Consider the following 19,170-nt stretch of genomic DNA (forward strand, 5'->3'; position numbering starts at 1 on the left):
CAGGACAAGACTGTCCTTTGGTATCAATGCCAGGAACTAAAATGCATACATGCTTAGCTTTTCTTTTAGTTCTTTTCTGGCAATATGAATTCTGTTTTTTACTGTTCCAATGGGCACTTTTAGTTTCTGTGCTATTTCATGATATTTAAAACCACTGAAATGCATCATAAACGGTTGCCTGTAGTTCTCGTCCAATGTTTCCACGGCACTGTTGATGTCTCTCATAGTAAATGAAGAATACGCTTCATTCTCAATACTGCTTTCGGCGCTGTTTATAAAATGTAGATTTTCTGTGGTATCAATAAAAGTGTTTCTCCGCAGTAATCTCTGGTAGTTTGTAATGAAAGTATTCTTCATAATCGTATAAAGCCACGCCTTCAGGTTAGTACCATCGGTGTACTTTTCACGATTCATGAATGCTTTTACAAGGGTGTCTTGTAATAAGTCGTTGGCATCCTCAGAGTCTTTAGTTAATCTAAAGGCAAAGGGCTTTAAAGCCTTTGATGTCTTTGAAATGGCGTAGTTAAATTCAAGAGTTGTCATGGTTTGTTTGTTTATTTATATCGCTGTTGTGTTAAACAAAACTATATAATAAAGTTTCAGAATACCAAAAGCCCCCCTTTTTTTTCACTGGAATTTTATTAAAAGAAAATTTTGCCCATAATCTGCCTGTTTTTACGATTGGCTCTGTCTCAAAAACAGCCCCCGCAAAAGAATTCATAAGACAAATTTGAGCGAATAAACGGTTGTAATTATTTATGGATTAAACAAAAAAGATTTACTTTACAGCTTGAAAAACAACCCTCATGCAATTATGTTAAAACTTGGATTTGTAAGTGCTATCTTAGCCGATTTTGGTTTTGAACACGTAGTAGATTTCGCTTCAAAAAACGGATTCTCGTGCCTTGAGATGATGTGCTGGCCTAAAGACAATTCCGAAGCCCGTCGGTATGCCGGAGTAACTCACATTGATGTTGATAATCTGGACGAAAAGCACATCAGTTATATTAAACAATACATGCACGAAAGAGGTATCACCATTTCAGGATTAGGCTATTATCCCAATCCACTTGATCCTGATACACAAAAGGCAGAATATTATATAGAGCATATCAAGAAAGTGATCAGAGCCTGTAATAAACTGGGGGTTCCTGTTATGAATACCTTCATTGGCCGAGACCCTAAGAAAAACATTCAGGATAATCTGATAACATTTAAGAAAGTATGGAAGCCGATTATTGAAACAGCTGAGCAGGAGGGCATCAAGATAGGCATTGAAAACTGCCCGATGTTCTTTACAAACGATGAGTGGCCCGGTGGAAAAAACCTTGCGATTTCTCCTGCCGTATGGGATGCCATGTTTGAAGCTTTCCCGACTCCGCTTTTTGGCTTGAACTATGATCCGTCGCATATGATTTTCCAGATGATGGATGAAATAAAACCCATCTATCAGTATAAAAACCGTCTGCATCATATTCATATTAAAGATGTGAAGGTATATCGGGATAAACTGGACAGAGTAGGTATATTGGCCAATCCGTTAGAATATCACTCGCCGAAACTTCCGGGTCTGGGAGATGTAAACTGGCGTGGATTCTTTACTGCTCTTACAGACATACGTTATAAAGGCCCGGTAGTGATAGAAGTAGAAGACAAAGCCTACGAAGGAAGTATCGACGATATCACTTCGGCCATTCTTACTTCCCGTAATTATGTCAAACAATTTTTACCCTGATTTTCAATAACATCAATAAAACAGCGAGGCTTGGCACCTCGCTGTTTTATTATCCGGCGCTAAAATCTACCGACGATTATCTCCTGTTTATATTAATTTAAAAATTGTCTTATTATTTCTTAAAAAATTCTCATTTTTGAACAAAATCTGTTCAATCAAAAAACACTGAAATTTTAACCCTAAAACTACTATGGCCTCTATTTCCGGGAACAAACCAAACGTCCAGACAACTGCTACTCAAAACAACTACCTTGTTCCGTTTATTCTTGTCACAAGTCTTTTCTTTTTGTGGGGCTTTGCCATCAGTATGCTCGATGTACTCAATAAACACTTTCAGGAAACGCTTAACCTTACCATTTCGCAATCTACCTGGGTACAGATTGTTACCTATGGCGCCTATTTCCTAATGGCGCTTCCGGCAGGAATTTTCATGAAGAAATGGGGCTACAAAAAAGGAATTCTGGCAGGTTTACTGCTATATTCGGGTGGGGCTTTTCTGGTGTATCCTGCCAGCGAAGCGCAATCGTGGTCATTCTTTTTGGTATCATTATTCATATTGGCTTGTGGGCTGGCATTTCTTGAAACAGCAGCAAACCCTTACGCAACCGTGTTGGGGCCGCAGGAATCATCAGAAAGACGTTTAAATCTGGCGCAGTCTTTTAACGGTCTCGGAGTAATCTTAGGGCCATTGGCAGGTAGTATGCTGGTTTTCAGTGAACACAAACAATCGGTTGAAGAAGGTTTCAGATCTGTTCAGTTACCTTATATGCTTGTAGGGGGTGCTGTTTTGTTAATTGCTTTATTGTTTTTAAGAACCCCAATGCCTGAAATACAGGAGTCAAGTTCTTCATCAGAAGATATGGGAGCTGACGATGCTTCATTTGGTGCTTCTATTAGTGGCCTTTTTAAACACAAACATTTTGTATTGGGTGCGTTTGCACAATTCCTTAACGTGGGGGTTCAGGGTTGCGTATGGGGATTGTTTATCAATTTTGTGATAGAGGCCATCGACGTTTCAACGCTGGAAGCCGCCAAGTTACTTTCGGTTGGCATGATTGTTTTCATGATTGGCCGTTTTGCAGGTACCTTCCTGATGAGATTCATCAAACCTAACGTGCTTTTGGGTATCTACTCACTAGGCATTGTAGTGGCTTTACTGGTGGCATCACAGGTAAAAGGCCAACCAGCTGTTTATGCTTTAATGGTGTTTTTCTTTTTCCAGAGTATCACCTTCCCTACCATTTTCTCTTTGGGCGTAAAAGACTTAGGAAAATACACCAAACTAGGTTCTTCCTTTATCATCATGGGTATTGTAGGCGGCGCGGCCTTCCCTCCTATTATGGGTGCCATTGCCGATAATACTTCTCTTGCCACTTCAATGCTTTTACCGGTAGCCATGTTTGCTTACATTGCCTGGTATGGCTTCTCGGGTTCAAAAGTCAGCAGATAAGATATATTGACAATAAAGGCAGGGGCATTCTCTGCCTTTATTGAATCAACCATACTATTCAACCTCTATGAAATACATTGCATCTATCGACCAGGGGACTACCAGTACCCGTTGTATTATTTTCGACCGCACAGGAAACATTGTTTCTGCCGGACAGAAAGAACATGAACAGATATATCCGAAACCGGGCTGGGTTGAGCACAATCCGGAAGAAATCTGGAAAAATACGCTCGAAGTAATTGCTGTAGCCCGAATAGAAAAAAGCATTAAAACCGAGGATATTGCCGCCTGCGGTATCACCAATCAGCGTGAAACCACCGTTGTCTGGAACAAGCGTACAGGCAAAGCCTATTACAACGCGATCGTGTGGCAGGATACCCGGGTTGATGATACGGTAAAGACACTAACCAAAAGCCATGGCTCACAGTTTTTTCAGGATCGTACAGGTTTGCCGCTAGCCACTTATTTCAGTGGCCTGAAAATCAAATGGATTCTGGATAACGTACCAGGTGTGCGAGAAGAAGCTGAAAAAGGGAATGCGATTTTTGGCAATATGGATACCTACCTTATCTGGAATCTGACCGGCGGTATCAACGGGGGCCTGCACATTACTGATGTAACCAATGCCAGCCGTACGCAATTAATGAATCTCAAAACCATGTCGTGGGATTCAGAACTGGCCGGAATCATGAATATTCCGGTACAGATGCTGCCTAAAATAGAACCAAGTAGTAAGGTATATGGCGAAATAAGCTCTGAGGTTCTCAGAGGTATTCCGCTGGCAGGTGATTTGGGCGACCAGCAAGCGGCATTGGTAGGACAAACCTGTTACAAACCCGGCGAAGCCAAGAATACCTATGGCACCGGTTGTTTTATGTTAATGAATACCGGCACTGAATTGGTACCATCAAAGCATGGTTTACTGACCACCGTTGCCTATCAGTTCGAAAACCAACCTGTACATTATGCGCTCGAGGGCTCAGTAGCCATTGCAGGGGCATTGGTACAATGGTTGCGTGATAACCTCGGCATTATTCAGAAAAGTACAGATATTGAATCACTGGCCAAAAGCGTGGAAGACAATGGCGGCGCCTATTTCGTACCCGCTTTCTCGGGCCTGTATGCCCCCTATTGGAAATCCTCCGCCAGAGGTGTAATTGCCGGGCTGACCCGTTATGTTAATAAAGGCCATATTGCCCGTGCTGTATTAGAAGCCACTGCCTACCAGACCAAAGACGTGCTCGATGCCATGGAAAGCGACTCAGGCATTGAAATCAGTTCTTTAAGAGTTGATGGCGGAATGGTCGTAAACGAATTGCTCATGCAGTTTCAGTCTGATATGCTGAAAGTTCCGGTCATCAGGCCTACCATGATTGAAACTACTGCTCTGGGTGCTGCCTATGCCGCAGGTTTAGCCGTGGGCTATTGGACAAACTTTGATGATCTGATACAAAACTGGGGTGTAGATAAACGATGGAAACCCAAAATGAAAGCCGGAGAGAGAAGTAAGCTCTATAAAGGTTGGAAAAAAGCCGTAAAACGGTCTTTCGACTGGGAAAAATAAGCTGATACAAAAAGAGGCGCCAACTGATAGTTGCGCCTCTTTTTGTATCAGGCAGTAAACGATATTTCATTCTCTAAAGCCTTATCGTATTTCTCTTTATCAAACCTATATAAAAACGGAGATTTAAAAGCCCCTCCCGTACGCTTTTCGGGGAGTTTCTCCAGAACATCATAGCTTAATACCAGTTTCTGGAAATTCCTGCGGTCTAGCTGCTTACCCAGAATGGTTTCGTACAATCGCTGTAACTCAGGCATGGTGAATTTCTCAGGTAACAGGTTATAGCCTATCGGCTGATAACTTACCTGTCGCCTCAAGGCTTTCAAGGCCATTTCAACCATGTGATTATGATCAAAGAGTAAATCGGGTATGGCTGAAATTTCCCACCATTTACATTCGTCAGTATACCAGTCGGGTGTAGCAATTACCTGCTCAAATTCTACCAGCGCCATATACCCGATTGATACATTGCGTTTCATGTATTTTTCATCATAAAAGTCTTTACCAAATGTTTGCTCCATTTTCCTCATCAACACTTCCGGATCGAAATTCTTGTACCGGTCTGTTTCGCCAAAGGTGTAAAATTGCTGCAGAAAAATCTCTTTCAGCCCGGTTCTTTCCTGCAAAATACGGATAACGGCATCGTTAACGGCTTCATCCAGATAGATACGGCCACCCGGCAGGCTCCATGAGTCGGTGCTTTTCCATTTAAGCAATAGTACCTTTAATTCGCCTGCATGAAATCCAAAAACCACACAATCAATGGATACCTCTTTTAATGTACTCTCTAAATATGCTTTAAGTCGTGGATCCATATAAACATTGGTTTGAAAATCAAAAATAAAAAAAATCTTTGTGTTTATTGTACGCAATGAAAATTTCTCTAATATTGTGTAGCTTTTACACATTAGTAAATTTACTTTTAACATGAAAAAAATCCTATTATTATTTTTTCTGGCCTCTACGACAGTTACAATGGCCAAGCCCGATCCGTCTTCCAGTTCGTCAGTTAAGCAACCGGTTTTTGATTTAAGTGAGTATGCCGGCAAGTACAAATTTGAAGATTTGCCTTTTGAGTTTCTGGAAATCAAACTTACTGACGGCAAATTGATGGTTGATGCAGGCGGACAAGGGGGTGAAATAAAAAAAGAAGACGGTGTGGAAGATGTCTTCAAAACCGAAGATGGCGGTGCCAAATTTACTTTCAAACGTAACGAAGAAAAGAAAATCACAAAAATAACCCTCGACTACCAGGGAATGATTTTTGAAGGAACAAAACTTCCATAAACCCCCTTTTAAAAACCTGATTGAATTATGAAAACACTTATCAAAGGTTTTCTATGGGGCCTGTTGCCTTTTACATTATTGGCACAGGTACCCGAAGAAAACCGCTTTCAGAAAATAACACTTACCGAAAACCTGAACGAGCCCCTTGAACTGGCTGTTCTACCTGACGAACGGGTCATTTTTATTGAGCGCCACGGGCTTGTTAAAATGTATAGCCCTCTTACAAAGAAAACAACCACTATTGCTTCTATCCCTGTTAGCACAAAGTATAATTTTGCTGATGGCGGACAGCCCGAAGCAGAAGACGGCTTACTGGGGCTGAATATTGACCCTGATTTTGCAAAAAATCACTGGGTTTATCTGTATTATTCTCCTGCCGGTAGTGAACCCAAAAACATTCTGGCACGCTTTGAACTGAAAGGCAATGCACTAGACCTGAACAGTAAGAAAGTAATTCTTGAGATACCTACCCAAAGAGACCAGTGCTGCCATACAGGTGGCTCTATTGATTGGGATGCCGCAGGGAATCTGTATCTGTCAACCGGTGACAACACCAGCCCGAGAGCATCAGATGGTTATGCACCTATTGATGAGCGCCCTGGTAAAAGTGCTTATGATGCGCAGAAATCATCGTCAAATACCAATGACCTGAGAGGTAAGATTATCCGTATTCATCCTGAGCCAAATGGCACCTATACCATTCCGGAAGGCAACCTGTTTCCGAAAGGCACACCTAAAACACGCCCGGAAATATACACCATGGGTCACAGAAACCCTTATCGCATATCTGTTGATAAAAAGACCGGCTTCCTGTATTGGGGAGACGTAGGCCCCGATGCTGGAAAAGACTCAACCGGCCTTGGCCCCGCGGCTGATGATGAGTTCGGACAAGCGCGCAAAGCAGGCAATTTCGGGTGGCCATACTTTGTAGGCGATAACAAAGCTTACTGGGATTTTGATTTTGCCACTCAGAAATCAGGCGAGAAGTTTAATCCGGAGAAACCGATTAATAATTCTCCGAATAATACCGGCTTGCAGGAATTACCTCCTGCGCAAAAGGCATTTCTCTGGTATCCGGCAGCTGAATCGAAAAAGTTTCCGCTGTTTGGTGCGGGTGGCCGTAGTGCTATGGCAGGGCCTGTTTACCGGAAAGAGTTCTTTGCCAATGCCAAACGTGCATTCCCCGACTACTACAATAATAAACTATTCATTTACGAATGGATGCGTGACTGGATTATTGCCGTAACCATGAATGAGCAGGGGGATTTCGTAAAAATGGAGCGTTTTCTACCTAATCTGAAACTGGAACACCCGATTGAAATGGCTTTCGGGCCAAATGGCGACTTGTATATGTTGGAATACGGCCAAGGATGGTTTGTAGCCAATCCGGAATCTAAACTGGTGCGTATTGAATACAATGGCGGTAACCGCAAACCATTGGTAATTGCCACTGCCGACAAACAAGCGGGGGCACTGCCTTTAACCGTGCAGTTTTCGTCAGAAGGAACGAAAGATTATGATAAAGACGTACTGAAGTATGAATGGAAAATAAGCCCACAGGCAGGCGGTACACCAATAATATTAACCGACCCTAACCCTAAGCACACTTTCAGCAAATTGGGTACATACAAGGCTATTCTGACAGTAACTGATGCGCAAGGCTTAAAAGACACCAAAGAACTGATTATAAAGGCCGGAAACGAACCACCGCAGGTTTCGCTTGAGTTACTAGGAGGTAATAAAACTTTCTTTTTCCCCGATAAAGAAATACCCTATGAAGTAACGGTATCAGACAAGGAAGACGGAAGCCTTGCAAACAAACGTATTCCTGCTACAAAAGTGAAAATTACCGCCACTTATCAGGACGCCGAAGACGCACCTCAAGCCACGCAGGGTCATCAGGCAGCTCCGGTTACTTTTACAGCCGGAAAAAACCTGATTGATAAAAGTGATTGTAAGGCCTGCCATTTTGCGGATAAGAAATCCATTGGCCCGGCTTTTACAGAGGTGGCTAAAAAATATAAGTCGAACAGTAATGCGGTAGCCATTTTATCTGACAAAATCATTAAAGGTGGCGCCGGTGTATGGGGAGACGTGGCTATGTCAGCCCACCCGAATATCGGCTTACCGGAAGCCGGACAAATGGTAAAATACATCCTGAGCCTAGCTGATAAAAAAACGCCTCCGGCACCGCTGCCTCCTAAAGGCACCTTTGCCACCAGAATACCTGATGGCGGAGATGCCGGCAAGGGAATATACAAAGTTCTGGCGTCTTATACCGACAAAGGAGCTAATGGTTTGCCTGCACAAACCACTGAAAAAACAGTGGTACTGCAAAGCCCGACCATATTATTGGGACAGGCTCCTGAAACTTCGAAAAACATTATGAAGTTTAAGATGGGCGAAACTAACCTGCTGATTGTCATGGGAGCCAACACTTATGCCGCTTTCAAGAATATCGACCTGACCGATGTAAAAACACTTAGCTTTATAATTGCGGCACCTAAACAACAACTCAACTCTCAGGGTGGAATTGTAGAAGTGCATACCGGGTCACCTGATGGTCCGTTACTTGGAAAAACCGATTTTGTTGAACCCAATGACGACCCTAACGCTTTTTCGGGTAATACACCACCTAAACCGCATAAAGTCAGCATTCCGGCTACAAACGGCTTCAACGATTTATTCTTTGTTTTCAAAAACGATAAAGCAAAGGGTGCACTGTTTGTTCCGTTTTCAGTAACGTTTGAACCATAATCTCAAAAATATTCACCTTTAATATCAACCTCATGAATAACCGTCGTCATTTTTTAAACCAGTTAGGTCTTGCCACTGCAGGGCTTGGTTTATCAACCTTAATACCTGACTCTCTTTTAGCGGCCGGTCCTGCTAAAAAATTCACCTTCGAAATTTCACTGGCCGAATTCTCGTTTGCTTCTGAATTATTCACAGGCAAAATGAAAAATATGGATTTCCCGGCCAAAGCAAAAAACGATTTCGGTATATCTGTGCTGGAATATGTTTCAGGCTTTTTCAACAATAAGCATACCGATCAGGCTTATATGAAAGAGCTAAAGCAACGCTGCGATGATCTGGGTATGAAAAACCACTTAATAATGGTAGATGGCGAAAACATCGCATCATTAGATGCCGCTAAACGCCAGAAAGCGGTAGAAGCGCATTATCCGTGGGTAGACGCGGCCAAATTTTTAGGTTGCTCTTCAATCCGTGTTAACTGGGGTGACGCCATGTCGGCGCTATCGGGCAAAGGAGAAGAAGGAAGCATGGAAGAAGTGGGTAAGGCGGCTGCCGATGGTTATCAGAAGTTGTGCGAATTTGCAGGCAAAGCCGGGTTAAACGTAATTGTAGAGAATCACTTTGGATACTCTACCGACCCTAACTGGCTGGTGGGCGTTATGAAACAAGTAAAAGCAAAGAATAAAGGTTTTCTGCCAGACTTTGGTAATTTCTGTGCCGAAAGAAGCAAGCCTGCCACAATGGACTTGAAGGGCATAATGGCCACCAAATGTGTAAAAGAACATGATAAATATGATGGCGTAACCAAAATGATGCCTTTTGCGAAAGGTATCAGTGCCAAGACACATAAATTCGGCCCGGATGGTGAAGATATTGATACTGACTTTATCAGGATATTTAAAATCATTAAGGCTTCCGGCTGGTCAGGTGGCTACGTAGGCATTGAATATGAAGGAGGACTTATGCGAGACATGGGCGGCGACACCAGTTATCTGTCAAACGATGAGGGTATAAAAGCTACCAAAAAACTACTTGAAAAAGTGCAGAAAGAACTAGCGTAATTACTGAATTATATTTTTTAAAGCCATCATCATTAACCGGGTGATGGCTTTATTTTTTAGTAAAATTATCGAAATCATTCTATTATCTTTACTGTTCTATCTTTAACCATACCTGATTGCAGAATAGGCAAAAACCTTTAAAAAAATTACACTATTTCCTGCTTTTATAAGCACTGTTTCAATGAAAAAAACACTACTACTGTCGACTATTCTCATTTTTATTCAAACGTTGGTATTTGCGCAGGGCATTATCTGGGAACCAACCATTGAAGGCGCTTTTGCCAAAGCCAAGGCTCAGAACAAACCTGTTTTTGTTGAATGTTATCACCCCAGTTGCCCTATCTGTTTGAAACTGGAACCAACCCTGAAAGATCAGGAGGTGGGTAAGTTTTACAACCAGAATTTTATCAACTACAAGCTGAATCTGAGTGACGCCGGACAAGTAAAGTTTCTGAATGATAAGAAAATCTATCTGCTCAGTTACCCTTTGTTTTTGTATTTCGATAAAGACAGAAACATCATTCATCTCAACGACCCTGTTAACACGCCAAGTAGTTTAGTACAACACGGCAAAACTGCACTTGACCCTAACTTGCAGTCGGGCAATGGCTGGAAGAGATATCAGGCCGGTAGCCGCGATATCAGCACCATGGTAGACCTTACCTATCTGTTCCGGATTACAAAAGATACGGTTCGGAATGTCAGAGTAGCGAACGATTTATATGCAGCGTATCCGAAAGATAAACTCGGCTCAAAAGAAAGCTGGGCTATTGTTAAAAAGTGTATAATGGATGTTGATAATGGTTTTGCGGAATTCTGGATGAGAAATCTGGCGACAGCACGCAAATATGAGGGCGAGGATGGACACGTAGGCAACGAAAACAATGCAATGGCTCTACTTATACAAATGGCCATTTATAGCCCTAAAGCAAGTAAGTATTCTATGGCGAAAGTAATTAAACTGAAGCAGTATATGGGGTTGGTAGGTGCCGGGCAATATATAACCAGCAACACCTGGCATATAGAAGCGCAGGCAATGATTCGTGAAAAGGGGCAAGACAAAGCCTTTGCTTTCATTCAGAATCAGGTAAGCCAGACTTCTCAGCCACAAATGCTGGTATATTATGTTACATTTTATAATGTCAATTTCCCTGACGGCCGATTTGCACCACAAGTGCGCAAGTGGCTGAACACGGCACAACCGCAGTTAACATCAGCGCAAGACATCACCAATTTTAGGTATGAGTCGGCTCGTTTGTATAAAAAAGCCGGAGATAAAGCGAAGGCAAGTCAGGAATTGGCTCTGGCTAAAAGCAGTCTTGGCAATGCCCGGGCAAATGCAAGAGATACCAACAGTAGAAACGTAATAGAATCAATAGCTAAAAGTATAGATAAACTGGCTGTAGAATTAAATTAAGCAGGTTTTAATCCATAAAAAAAGTCTCAGTAACAATTACTGAGACTTTTTTTATGTACCTGATACTTATTAGTTTTTCTTAGGTGTAGCCGCCGGAGTTGTAGCCGGAGGAGTAGTTGTATTACCCGCAGCTGTAGTAGCAGGAGGTGTTACACCCAATTTTTTAAATACCAGATTAGAAATATTGTCTGCATCAGGAGCAACTAGCAGAATAGGAGTGGTTCCCGGGCCGGCATCTGTATTGAATACATATACATAACCATTTTCTTTAGCTACTTCTTTGATAGTTTTGTCAATTTTATCTAAAACCGGAGCCAACAATTGTTGTTGTTTTTGTTGCAAAGCGCCTTCTGAGTTTTGTTGGAACTCACGAATAGCAGTATCCTGGTTTGTTAATTCTTTCTCACGGTCAGCTCTGATTACCGGCGACATAGTTGCCTGATTTTTTTGATAATCTTCATACTTCTTTTGAAAATCCGAGATTTTATCTTGCAACAATTTGTCGTATTGTGCTTTTTCGGTTTTCAATTTAGTTTCTATATCTTTAGCATCAGGCAAACTATTAAGAATAAAATCTACATTAGTATATCCGATTTTTTGTTGAGCATTCGCAGTAATACCGACAAACATTAAAGCCGCAATCAACGAGGCAAAAAGCTTTGTTTTCATTTTGATACTATTTTTTTGGTTTGGTTACTTGGTTATTTTGACTTTTATCTTCCTTTAACGAAATTCCTAAAGACTCCATCACATAATCGGTATAATCATGCCGGGGGTCGGTATAAATCATGCTCATATCTGAGGCCTTATCAAATATAAACATTAACTGTTTCTGGCGGGCAACTTTCTCACAGGCCTTATAGATGTCGTCCATAATCGGCTTCATTATTTCTTTCTTCTTAGCAAATAATAAGCCATTCATGCCAAAAACTTTATTATTCAATTCCTTCACTTCTTTTTCCTTATCTTCCAGAATCTTCAATCGTTCACGTTTCATGTCGGCCGTAAGCAAAATCTCTTCCTGTTGATATTGCTGGCGCATTTTATCTAATTCTGCATACCTGTTCTGAACATCCAGCACCCACTTTTCCGAGTATTTCTCCATTTCCTCCTGGGCTTTTTTGTATTCGGGCATTTTACTGGTTATGAACTCCGAATCGATGTACCCAAACTTCTGCGCAAAAGACTGAATAGAAAAGAGTGCCAAAAATAGCAAAATTATTGTCTTTTTCATTCAAAAATAATTACGAATGGATAATATTTTCTTCTTCAGTTTATTACTAACGTCTTTTTGCGCACTTAATTGCCTTATTAACGCAGCTTAACCAAAGCTCGTATTCCGTTAACAGAATTTAACAAATCAAGTTTCTGTTATCTGATTTGCTGACCAATGCTGAATGTGAAAGATTTCAGACCACGATTCGGGATACCGGGAATCGGATCAAATCCTTGTCCGAAGTCAAGACCAAGCAAACCAAACGCAGGCATGAAAATTCTGGCTCCTATACCGGCCGTGCGACGCAACTTGAAAGGATTAATATCTTTATAACTTCCCCAGCTGTTACCTGCTTCGGCAAATACCTGCAAGAAAATAGTTGCCTGAGGATTAAGCGATATCGGGTAACGGACTTCGGCAGTATACTTGCTATAAGCCAGACCACCCAGACGACTCAACGTAATTTCTCCTTTTCTGAACCTTTCGGCTTCATCCATTGAAAGCTCATGCACAACACCTTCTTCATAACCACGTAAACCTATCAGCTCAGCACCTACGTTCATAGCATTTTGCATACCTAAACCGGCACCCCCCAGAATGAAACGTCCGAACGGACTGTATTCAGAACTGCTGCTGTATTTACCTAAGAAACCAAGGTTAGCTTTGGCGTGTAGTATGAATTTACCCACAATTGGTGTATACCAGTCTCCATCGAACATCCATTTATGACCCTCAATCCATTTAAATTTATCGACAGTCGGTGTTCCTCTGAAAACTGAATACGGCGGGTTAAAAGTAGCCGATAGTGTAAACTGAGACCCCGAACGTGTAAACTGCGGATTATCAAGCGCATATCTTGAAATGGCAGTAATCAAAGACAAATCATTTGCTACTCCTTTCGCAAAGCCCGGTATAAAGTAACTGTTATCTACATTATATCTCTGATATGACAACGACGCATTGAAACTGAAGTTTCTGTCAGGCCAGTTAAGGCGTTTACCATAAGTAACCGATGCCCCTGTATTTTTGAAATATCCGCTGTACATGCTGCTTGTTCCACCTAACATAGAAAGATATGGTGAATTAGCTCCGTATTGTCTTTCAAGCGCTCTTTGATACGCACGGTTATCTGACGATGTATGGAATACACTTACAGTAAATGAATTAGGCTTTTTACCTCCCAGCCAGGGTTCGGTAAACGAAACAGAATAGGTTTGGTAGAACCGGCCACTGGCCTGAACACGCAAGGCTAGTTTCTGGCCGTCTCCAGCAGGCAAAGGACGCCATTTTTGCAAATTGGTAATGTTCTTGGCTGAGAAATTATTAAATACAACCCCGAAAGTACCAACGAAACCTTGCAAACCACCCCAACCACCAGACAACTCGATGTTATCACTAGGCTTTTCTTCTACATTATATTCAATATCAACAGTACCATCTGCTTGTGGAACGGGCTTCGGTTCTATTTTCTGAGGATCGAAGTAGTTCATCCGTGCCAATATCTGCTGCGACTCTATCAGGTCAGTCTTACTGAATTTCTGACCCGGGCGTGTTAAGAGTTCTCTCATCACAACGTGGTCGCTGGTTTTAGTATTACCGTTCAGTATGATACGATTAATCGTGGCCTGTTTACCTTCTATAATACGCATTTCAATGTCAATTGAATCACCGTCTACGGCTACTTCAATCGGCGTACAGCTAAAGAACAGATAGCCGTCGTCCATATACATCGAACTCACGTCACCCTGCGGAATACCGTTTATTCTTTTATTCAGTTCTTCCGGATTATAGATGTCACCTTTTTCAACTGCTAAAATTCTTTGCAAATCTTCTGTTTTACGAAGATAGTTGCCCGTCCAGGTAATATTTCTGTAATAGAAACGGTGACCCTCATTGACGTTCAACACTATTTTCAGGTTTCTGCCATCTGGTGAGAAAACAGAATCTGAGGTAATCTGGGCATCACGATATCCCTTTTTGTTATAATATTCAATCAGTTTCTCTTTATCTTCTTCATATTTCTTCGGTACATATTTAGAAGGAGTGAAGATTCTTAAAGGAGCCTTGATTTTTGTACTTTTCAGTTTCGCCAACACTCTCCAGTCAGGCATTTCTTCTACGCCGGTCAACTGAATATCGGTGATTTTTACTTTCTTTTTCTTATCAACATTTACAATCAGCGTAGCGTTATTTGCCCGGATGGTATCAGATACCTGCTTGATTTGCACATTGGTATTCAGGAAACCCTTGTCCACGTAGATTTTCTTGATAGTCAACTGAATATTCTTGATCAAAGCATCGGTTATAACCTTACCCTTGTTCGCTTTTACCTTATCAGAAACTGTTTCAATCTCACCCTTGCGTAGGCCTTTGAAAGTGAATTTATTCAGACGTGGTCTTTCGCGCAGGTTAATGTCAAGCTCTACTTTATCGCCATCGATTTTGACAATGTTAATGGCAACATCTTCTATGATCCCCTGTTCCATCAAACGGCGGATAGCCGTACTGATTCTTTCACCGGGAATCGAAATTTTGTCGTTCACATTCAAACCGGAAACGGAAATGAGCGTATTGGGATCCAGAAATTTCACCCCACTGACAGTAATTTTTGAGATAGTGTATTCCTGAGGCCTTTCATAACTCACACCATTGTTAGCCTGAGCCGCCTGACGCCCCACACCAATTCTTAATTGAGCAAATAGTCCTGTAGAAAAAAACAAAAGTGCAATAAAAAGGATGCCTTTCTTAATTCTGATAGTGTTGGTCCCGAAAGAGGGTTGGTTAAACTGATACTTTTTACTTATAAAAATCATCATCATATATTTTATACCTCTTTTAGTGCAGAAGGTAATTGCTCACTCGTTTTTCCGAAGCGTCTTTCGCGCTGTTGATATTCGTAAATGGCCTCAAATAAATGTTGTTTGCGAAATTCGGGCCAATACAAATCATCCATAAAATACAATTCGGCATAAGCTAACTGCCAGAGCAGATAATTACTTATCCGGTGATCGCCACCTGTGCGGATCATTAGGTCTACATCCGGGGCATCGCCAGTTGCCAGTAATTTAGAAAATACGTCTTCAGTTATATTTTCTACGGCTAGTGTACCCGCCTTTACTTGTTGAGCAATTTTTTTTGTTACCTCTACAATCTCCCATTTGCCACTATAGCTCAGTGCCAGTGTTAAAGTCAGGCCTGTGTTATTCTTGGTCAGTTCAATCGATTCATTTAATTTTTTCTGTGCAGATTTGGGTAGTGATTCTAAGTCACCAATAGCTTTCAGACGAACATTATTCTTATTCAAATCGGGTACTTCTTCACCAATGGTCTTTACCAACAATTGCATGATACCGTCAACTTCGAGCTTCGGTCGGTTCCAGTTTTCGGTTGAAAACGTGTATAAGGTAAGGTATTTTACACCTAACTCCACACATGTTTCTACTGACTCCCTTACTGCTTTGATACCATGATGATGCCCGAATATCCGCATGGCACCTTGCTTTTTAGCCCATCTACCGTTGCCATCCATTATAACGGCTATGTGTTTGGGTAAATTGCTCCGGTTAATATTTTCTTTCACGTAAAAAACCTATTATCAATGGTGAATAATCAACCAACCATGATGTTAATTGATGAAAAGGATTGCAAAGTTAGGAAAAAAGAACTGTGTTTGATAAGTTTTTACTGATTTGTAGACTTTTGTTATAATTTTTTAACAAAAAACAGCATATTCTTTCGCCAGTATTCATAAAAGGAGTGGATTATCTTCTGATTGGGGGGCAATGAATTTTGTAGAATAAATAACTGATTGTAAAATTAGTATAATAATACATATCTTTTGCTCTGGTTCCGGGCACGAGTCTTTTAAGATTCATTAAAACATAACCGTCAACACTGGTAGGTGGCTCTCCGCTATCGTATTTCCCGTCTTTGTTATATCCTAAGCCATCCAGAAAATCATCGTTAATCCATCGCGTGCCAAATTCCATACCCCAATTCCACCGCGCGCCTAATTCTTTTTTGAAGCCAATACCTAAAATCCATGAATTGACACGGGTGTCACTTGATCCTGCGGTATAACCCACAGTAACACCTGTTGGGCCGCTATTAATAATTTCCTTTATTTTATAATTTGTACTTCTGATGGTATAGGCCCCGCCTCCGAATACGTAGGGTGTCCAATTATTCACAATTCTGGAGGCACTCGTTCTGAAGTTCATAAAGTTGTATTCAATCTGCCCGCCTGCTTCCATAATATTGGCAGTAAAGCTAAACCCTCTGACTTCATGAAACGGATCATTTATTTTTTCGTCGTTCCCATGTATTTTACCTATCACAGCATTTGCCTTTAATGACACCGACTTGCTGTAATTGAATCTGCCAAAAAAATTGGCTCCCGACCCAACTACAAAAGGCTTATACTTAGGTAGCACATCTCCTTTATAGTTAAGCCCTCCCACGCCAGCGCCTACTTCCCACACCTGGGCTTGCAATTGGGGGAATGTTAAAACACAAACGATCAGGAAAAGACTTTTTTTCACCAGATATATTGACTAAAATATTTTACTTAATTGGGGGACATTTAATACCATCGCCTAGTATGTAGTTCAATGTGACCTGAACCAACAGATAGCTATCCCATTTCGGAACACCTCTTGGAGTATGTGCAGAATAACCTACGTATCCATGACCATTATCTTTAGGTGTCTGACCTGCGGGTGCACCATAGTATTTTGTAACAATATCCGCAAAATCCTGTACACGGCTTTTGCCGGTTCCGGCAGCAATGTTTTCTGCGGCTCGATTAGAAAAACGCACACCTGCAGGCGTAACCGTTGCCAAAGCGTTAGGATCAGGATACCCGGTTGCCCCTACGTCGTCCAGATAATCAAACGGTGTTATTCTGAATCCGCCTTCAAGATTAATGTCCATTCTTTCGGTAACCTTAAATTTAATACCTAAACCAACAGGGAATACTACCTGTAATAACGAATAGGCCTTAGGATAATTGTCGTCTAATCCCTGCCCAGAGGTCTGCAAATCTTTTAATGCCACCCACTTGCCAAGCACAACTTTTCCGTCGGCATTAACGGTAGCAGTATCTCTTGCTTTAGGATTGTGGGCATAAAACCCAACTCCCAGTACCGCATAAGGCATCACTTTATTTCTGCCTTTTTGCCCTTTGCCCGCTGCCGGCAAAAGATTGAATATACCCGAAATTGAAAACTCTTTAATATCGTTTCTGAAATGTAGATTTCTCAAATAAAGCATGTTATACCTTTCCATATTCGCCTTTGCATAAGTATAATCATCGCCTGCAATTCTTGCATAATTAAAAGCAAAACGTGCGGCTATCTTAGGTGTAAGCTGTCTTGTATAGTTAAGGGTGGCATTCCAGCGAACATTGGTGAATACCCCATAATAAAATGTTCTGTAAGGCGATAAATCGCCAAAGTAGTGTGATGTTCCACCTCCAATACCAACTGTTGAGTATTGCAGTGCTTTATTTCTTTTACTAAAAATACCTCCTTGTGCAAAGCTTTCGCCGATACTTAATAGCAGCAAAGAAGTACAAAGTACTCCACTTAATAATGCTTTTTTCATTGTGTACATTCTCATTGGGAATAGCAAAGTTAGTCTGAATTATTTAACGTATGATTAAAAGGAATATTATTAGTTGCGGGCGTCGACCCCCCATTTTAGTTTATTTCTCAATGTATTCAGGAAATTATTTCCGTCCATCCGTATCATTCTTGCTTTAAAACTCTCTTTCTTTACCGTAATAATGGCTTCGTCTTCTGATACTATAATTTTCGCTCTGGAGTCCATCGATACCAGATAATTGTTACTCCGGCTCTCTACTTTCAGTGAAATAATACTGGTGTCTGATACAATCATTGGCCTCACAAAAAGATTGTGCGGGCAAATGGGTGTAATAATAAAATTAGCAGAATGTGGCATCACCAGCGGCCCTCCGCAGCTTAATGAGTAGCCTGTTGAACCGGTTGCGGTAGCAACCATTAATCCGTCAGCCCAATAAGTATTCAGAAACTCACCGTTAATATAAGCATGAACCACAATCATAGATGAAGTATCGGTTTTCGATATAGCTACTTCATTCAGGGCGAAATTCATTTCTTCTTCAAACAATTCGGTCTCTGAAGAAGCCGAAAGCATGGTTCGTTCGTCAATATCATATTCTCCGTTTACCAGCTGTGTTATTGTTGCTTCGATTTGTTCTGACGAAACCGCTGCCAGAAAACCCAGCCTGCCGAAATTAAAACCGAGAATCGGAATCTCCCGCTTGCCTACATGCGAAAGCGTTTCAAGAAATGTACCGTCTCCTCCCAGGCTAAAGGCAAGGTCGGCATTAAAGATTTCCTGAGAAGTAGTATAGACATTTTTACATTTTAGCTGAATGCCCGATTGCAGCAAAATACGTTTAAAGGATTCTGACAGCTGAATTTCAACCTTATGTTTGTCTAGCTCATCAAAAACCTGCTGTACATAATGTACAGACTCCACATTGAATTTTCGGCCGTGAATGGCGATTTTCATTAGGAATTATATTAAAAGAGCTATTTGTATAGCAAATGAAGTGCAAAGATGTTAAATATCTCAAACATCTGAAATTTTACACAAATCTAAGATTTATTTCTTTAATCCTCCAAGACTCACAGCTATAC

16 protein-coding genes are annotated in these 19,170 nt (G+C 41.3%); 7 read left to right on the forward strand and 9 right to left on the reverse strand.

Features of this window, described 5'->3' with window-relative positions; genetic code table 11:
- Window positions 1-36: 36 nt before the first annotated feature.
- The gene (locus AC1RRY_RS14170; protein ID WP_492819695.1) at window positions 37-543 is read right to left on the reverse strand and encodes an RNA polymerase sigma factor; all 507 of its coding nucleotides are present in this window, start codon (window positions 541-543) and stop codon (window positions 37-39) included.
- A 271-nt stretch (window positions 544-814) separates the two neighbouring features.
- On the opposite strand from AC1RRY_RS14170, the gene AC1RRY_RS14175 reads away from it, so the two are divergent.
- From AC1RRY_RS14175 to glpK, 3 genes are all read left to right on the forward strand, one after another.
- Window positions 815-1,735: a sugar phosphate isomerase/epimerase family protein gene (locus AC1RRY_RS14175; RefSeq protein WP_492819693.1), complete on the forward strand. Its 921-nt coding sequence runs from the start codon at window positions 815-817 to the stop codon at window positions 1,733-1,735.
- Window positions 1,736-1,925: 190 nt separating this feature from the next.
- Entirely contained in the window at window positions 1,926-3,185 is a 1,260-nt protein-coding gene (fucP, locus tag AC1RRY_RS14180; RefSeq protein ID WP_492819691.1) for an L-fucose:H+ symporter permease, read from the forward strand.
- Between the two features lie 67 nt (window positions 3,186-3,252).
- Window positions 3,253-4,749 carry a glycerol kinase GlpK gene (gene glpK, locus AC1RRY_RS14185; RefSeq protein WP_492819689.1) on the forward strand — a complete coding sequence of 499 codons (1,497 nt, stop codon included), beginning with the start codon at window positions 3,253-3,255 and terminating at the stop codon, window positions 4,747-4,749.
- A 47-nt stretch (window positions 4,750-4,796) separates the two neighbouring features.
- Here glpK and AC1RRY_RS14190 read toward each other — a convergent pair whose 3' ends face one another.
- Window positions 4,797-5,561, reverse strand: coding sequence for an NUDIX hydrolase (locus AC1RRY_RS14190; protein WP_492819687.1), 765 nt, complete (start codon window positions 5,559-5,561; stop codon window positions 4,797-4,799).
- Window positions 5,562-5,673: 112 nt separating this feature from the next.
- Between AC1RRY_RS14190 and AC1RRY_RS14195 the strand changes: the two genes are divergently transcribed.
- The 4 genes from AC1RRY_RS14195 to AC1RRY_RS14210 all read left to right on the forward strand — a co-directional run bounded on the left by AC1RRY_RS14195 (window position 5,674) and on the right by AC1RRY_RS14210 (window position 11,268).
- Complete coding sequence (locus AC1RRY_RS14195; RefSeq protein WP_492819685.1) at window positions 5,674-6,033, forward strand: DUF3471 domain-containing protein; 360 nt, start codon at window positions 5,674-5,676, stop codon at window positions 6,031-6,033.
- A 27-nt stretch (window positions 6,034-6,060) separates the two neighbouring features.
- Window positions 6,061-8,790, forward strand: a complete 2,730-nt coding sequence (locus AC1RRY_RS14200; RefSeq protein WP_492819683.1) for a PQQ-dependent sugar dehydrogenase — start codon at window positions 6,061-6,063, stop codon at window positions 8,788-8,790.
- 32 nt (window positions 8,791-8,822) lie between these two features.
- Window positions 8,823-9,851 carry a sugar phosphate isomerase/epimerase family protein gene (locus AC1RRY_RS14205; RefSeq protein ID WP_492819681.1) on the forward strand — a complete coding sequence of 343 codons (1,029 nt, stop codon included), beginning with the start codon at window positions 8,823-8,825 and terminating at the stop codon, window positions 9,849-9,851.
- Window positions 9,852-10,032: 181 nt separating this feature from the next.
- A complete protein-coding gene (locus tag AC1RRY_RS14210; RefSeq protein ID WP_492819679.1) occupies window positions 10,033-11,268 on the forward strand; it encodes a thioredoxin family protein in 1,236 nt (411 codons plus the stop codon).
- Window positions 11,269-11,337: 69 nt separating this feature from the next.
- On the opposite strand, the gene AC1RRY_RS14215 is transcribed toward AC1RRY_RS14210, so the two are convergent.
- From AC1RRY_RS14215 to AC1RRY_RS14245, 7 genes are all read right to left on the reverse strand, one after another.
- The gene (locus AC1RRY_RS14215) at window positions 11,338-11,937 is read right to left on the reverse strand and encodes an OmpH/Skp family outer membrane protein (RefSeq protein WP_492819677.1); all 600 of its coding nucleotides are present in this window, start codon (window positions 11,935-11,937) and stop codon (window positions 11,338-11,340) included.
- Between the two features lie 7 nt (window positions 11,938-11,944).
- Window positions 11,945-12,502, reverse strand: coding sequence for an OmpH/Skp family outer membrane protein (locus AC1RRY_RS14220; RefSeq protein WP_492819675.1), 558 nt, complete (start codon window positions 12,500-12,502; stop codon window positions 11,945-11,947).
- Between the two features lie 137 nt (window positions 12,503-12,639).
- Window positions 12,640-15,297 (reverse strand): outer membrane protein assembly factor BamA, encoded by a 2,658-nt coding sequence (bamA, locus tag AC1RRY_RS14225; RefSeq protein WP_492821297.1) that lies wholly within the window; start codon window positions 15,295-15,297, stop codon window positions 12,640-12,642.
- An 11-nt stretch (window positions 15,298-15,308) separates the two neighbouring features.
- Window positions 15,309-16,064: an undecaprenyl pyrophosphate synthase gene (uppS, locus tag AC1RRY_RS14230; RefSeq protein ID WP_492819673.1), complete on the reverse strand. Its 756-nt coding sequence runs from the start codon at window positions 16,062-16,064 to the stop codon at window positions 15,309-15,311.
- 181 nt (window positions 16,065-16,245) lie between these two features.
- Window positions 16,246-17,025, reverse strand: a complete 780-nt coding sequence (gene porG / locus AC1RRY_RS14235; protein ID WP_492819671.1) for a type IX secretion system protein PorG — start codon at window positions 17,023-17,025, stop codon at window positions 16,246-16,248.
- A 22-nt stretch (window positions 17,026-17,047) separates the two neighbouring features.
- Window positions 17,048-18,088 (reverse strand): DUF6089 family protein, encoded by a 1,041-nt coding sequence (locus tag AC1RRY_RS14240; RefSeq protein WP_492819669.1) that lies wholly within the window; start codon window positions 18,086-18,088, stop codon window positions 17,048-17,050.
- Between the two features lie 69 nt (window positions 18,089-18,157).
- Window positions 18,158-19,042, reverse strand: coding sequence for an NAD kinase (locus AC1RRY_RS14245; protein WP_492819667.1), 885 nt, complete (start codon window positions 19,040-19,042; stop codon window positions 18,158-18,160).
- Window positions 19,043-19,170 lie beyond the last annotated feature (128 nt).

The sequence above is a fragment of the Emticicia sp. GW821-FHT11C11 genome, from assembly GCF_058808615.1.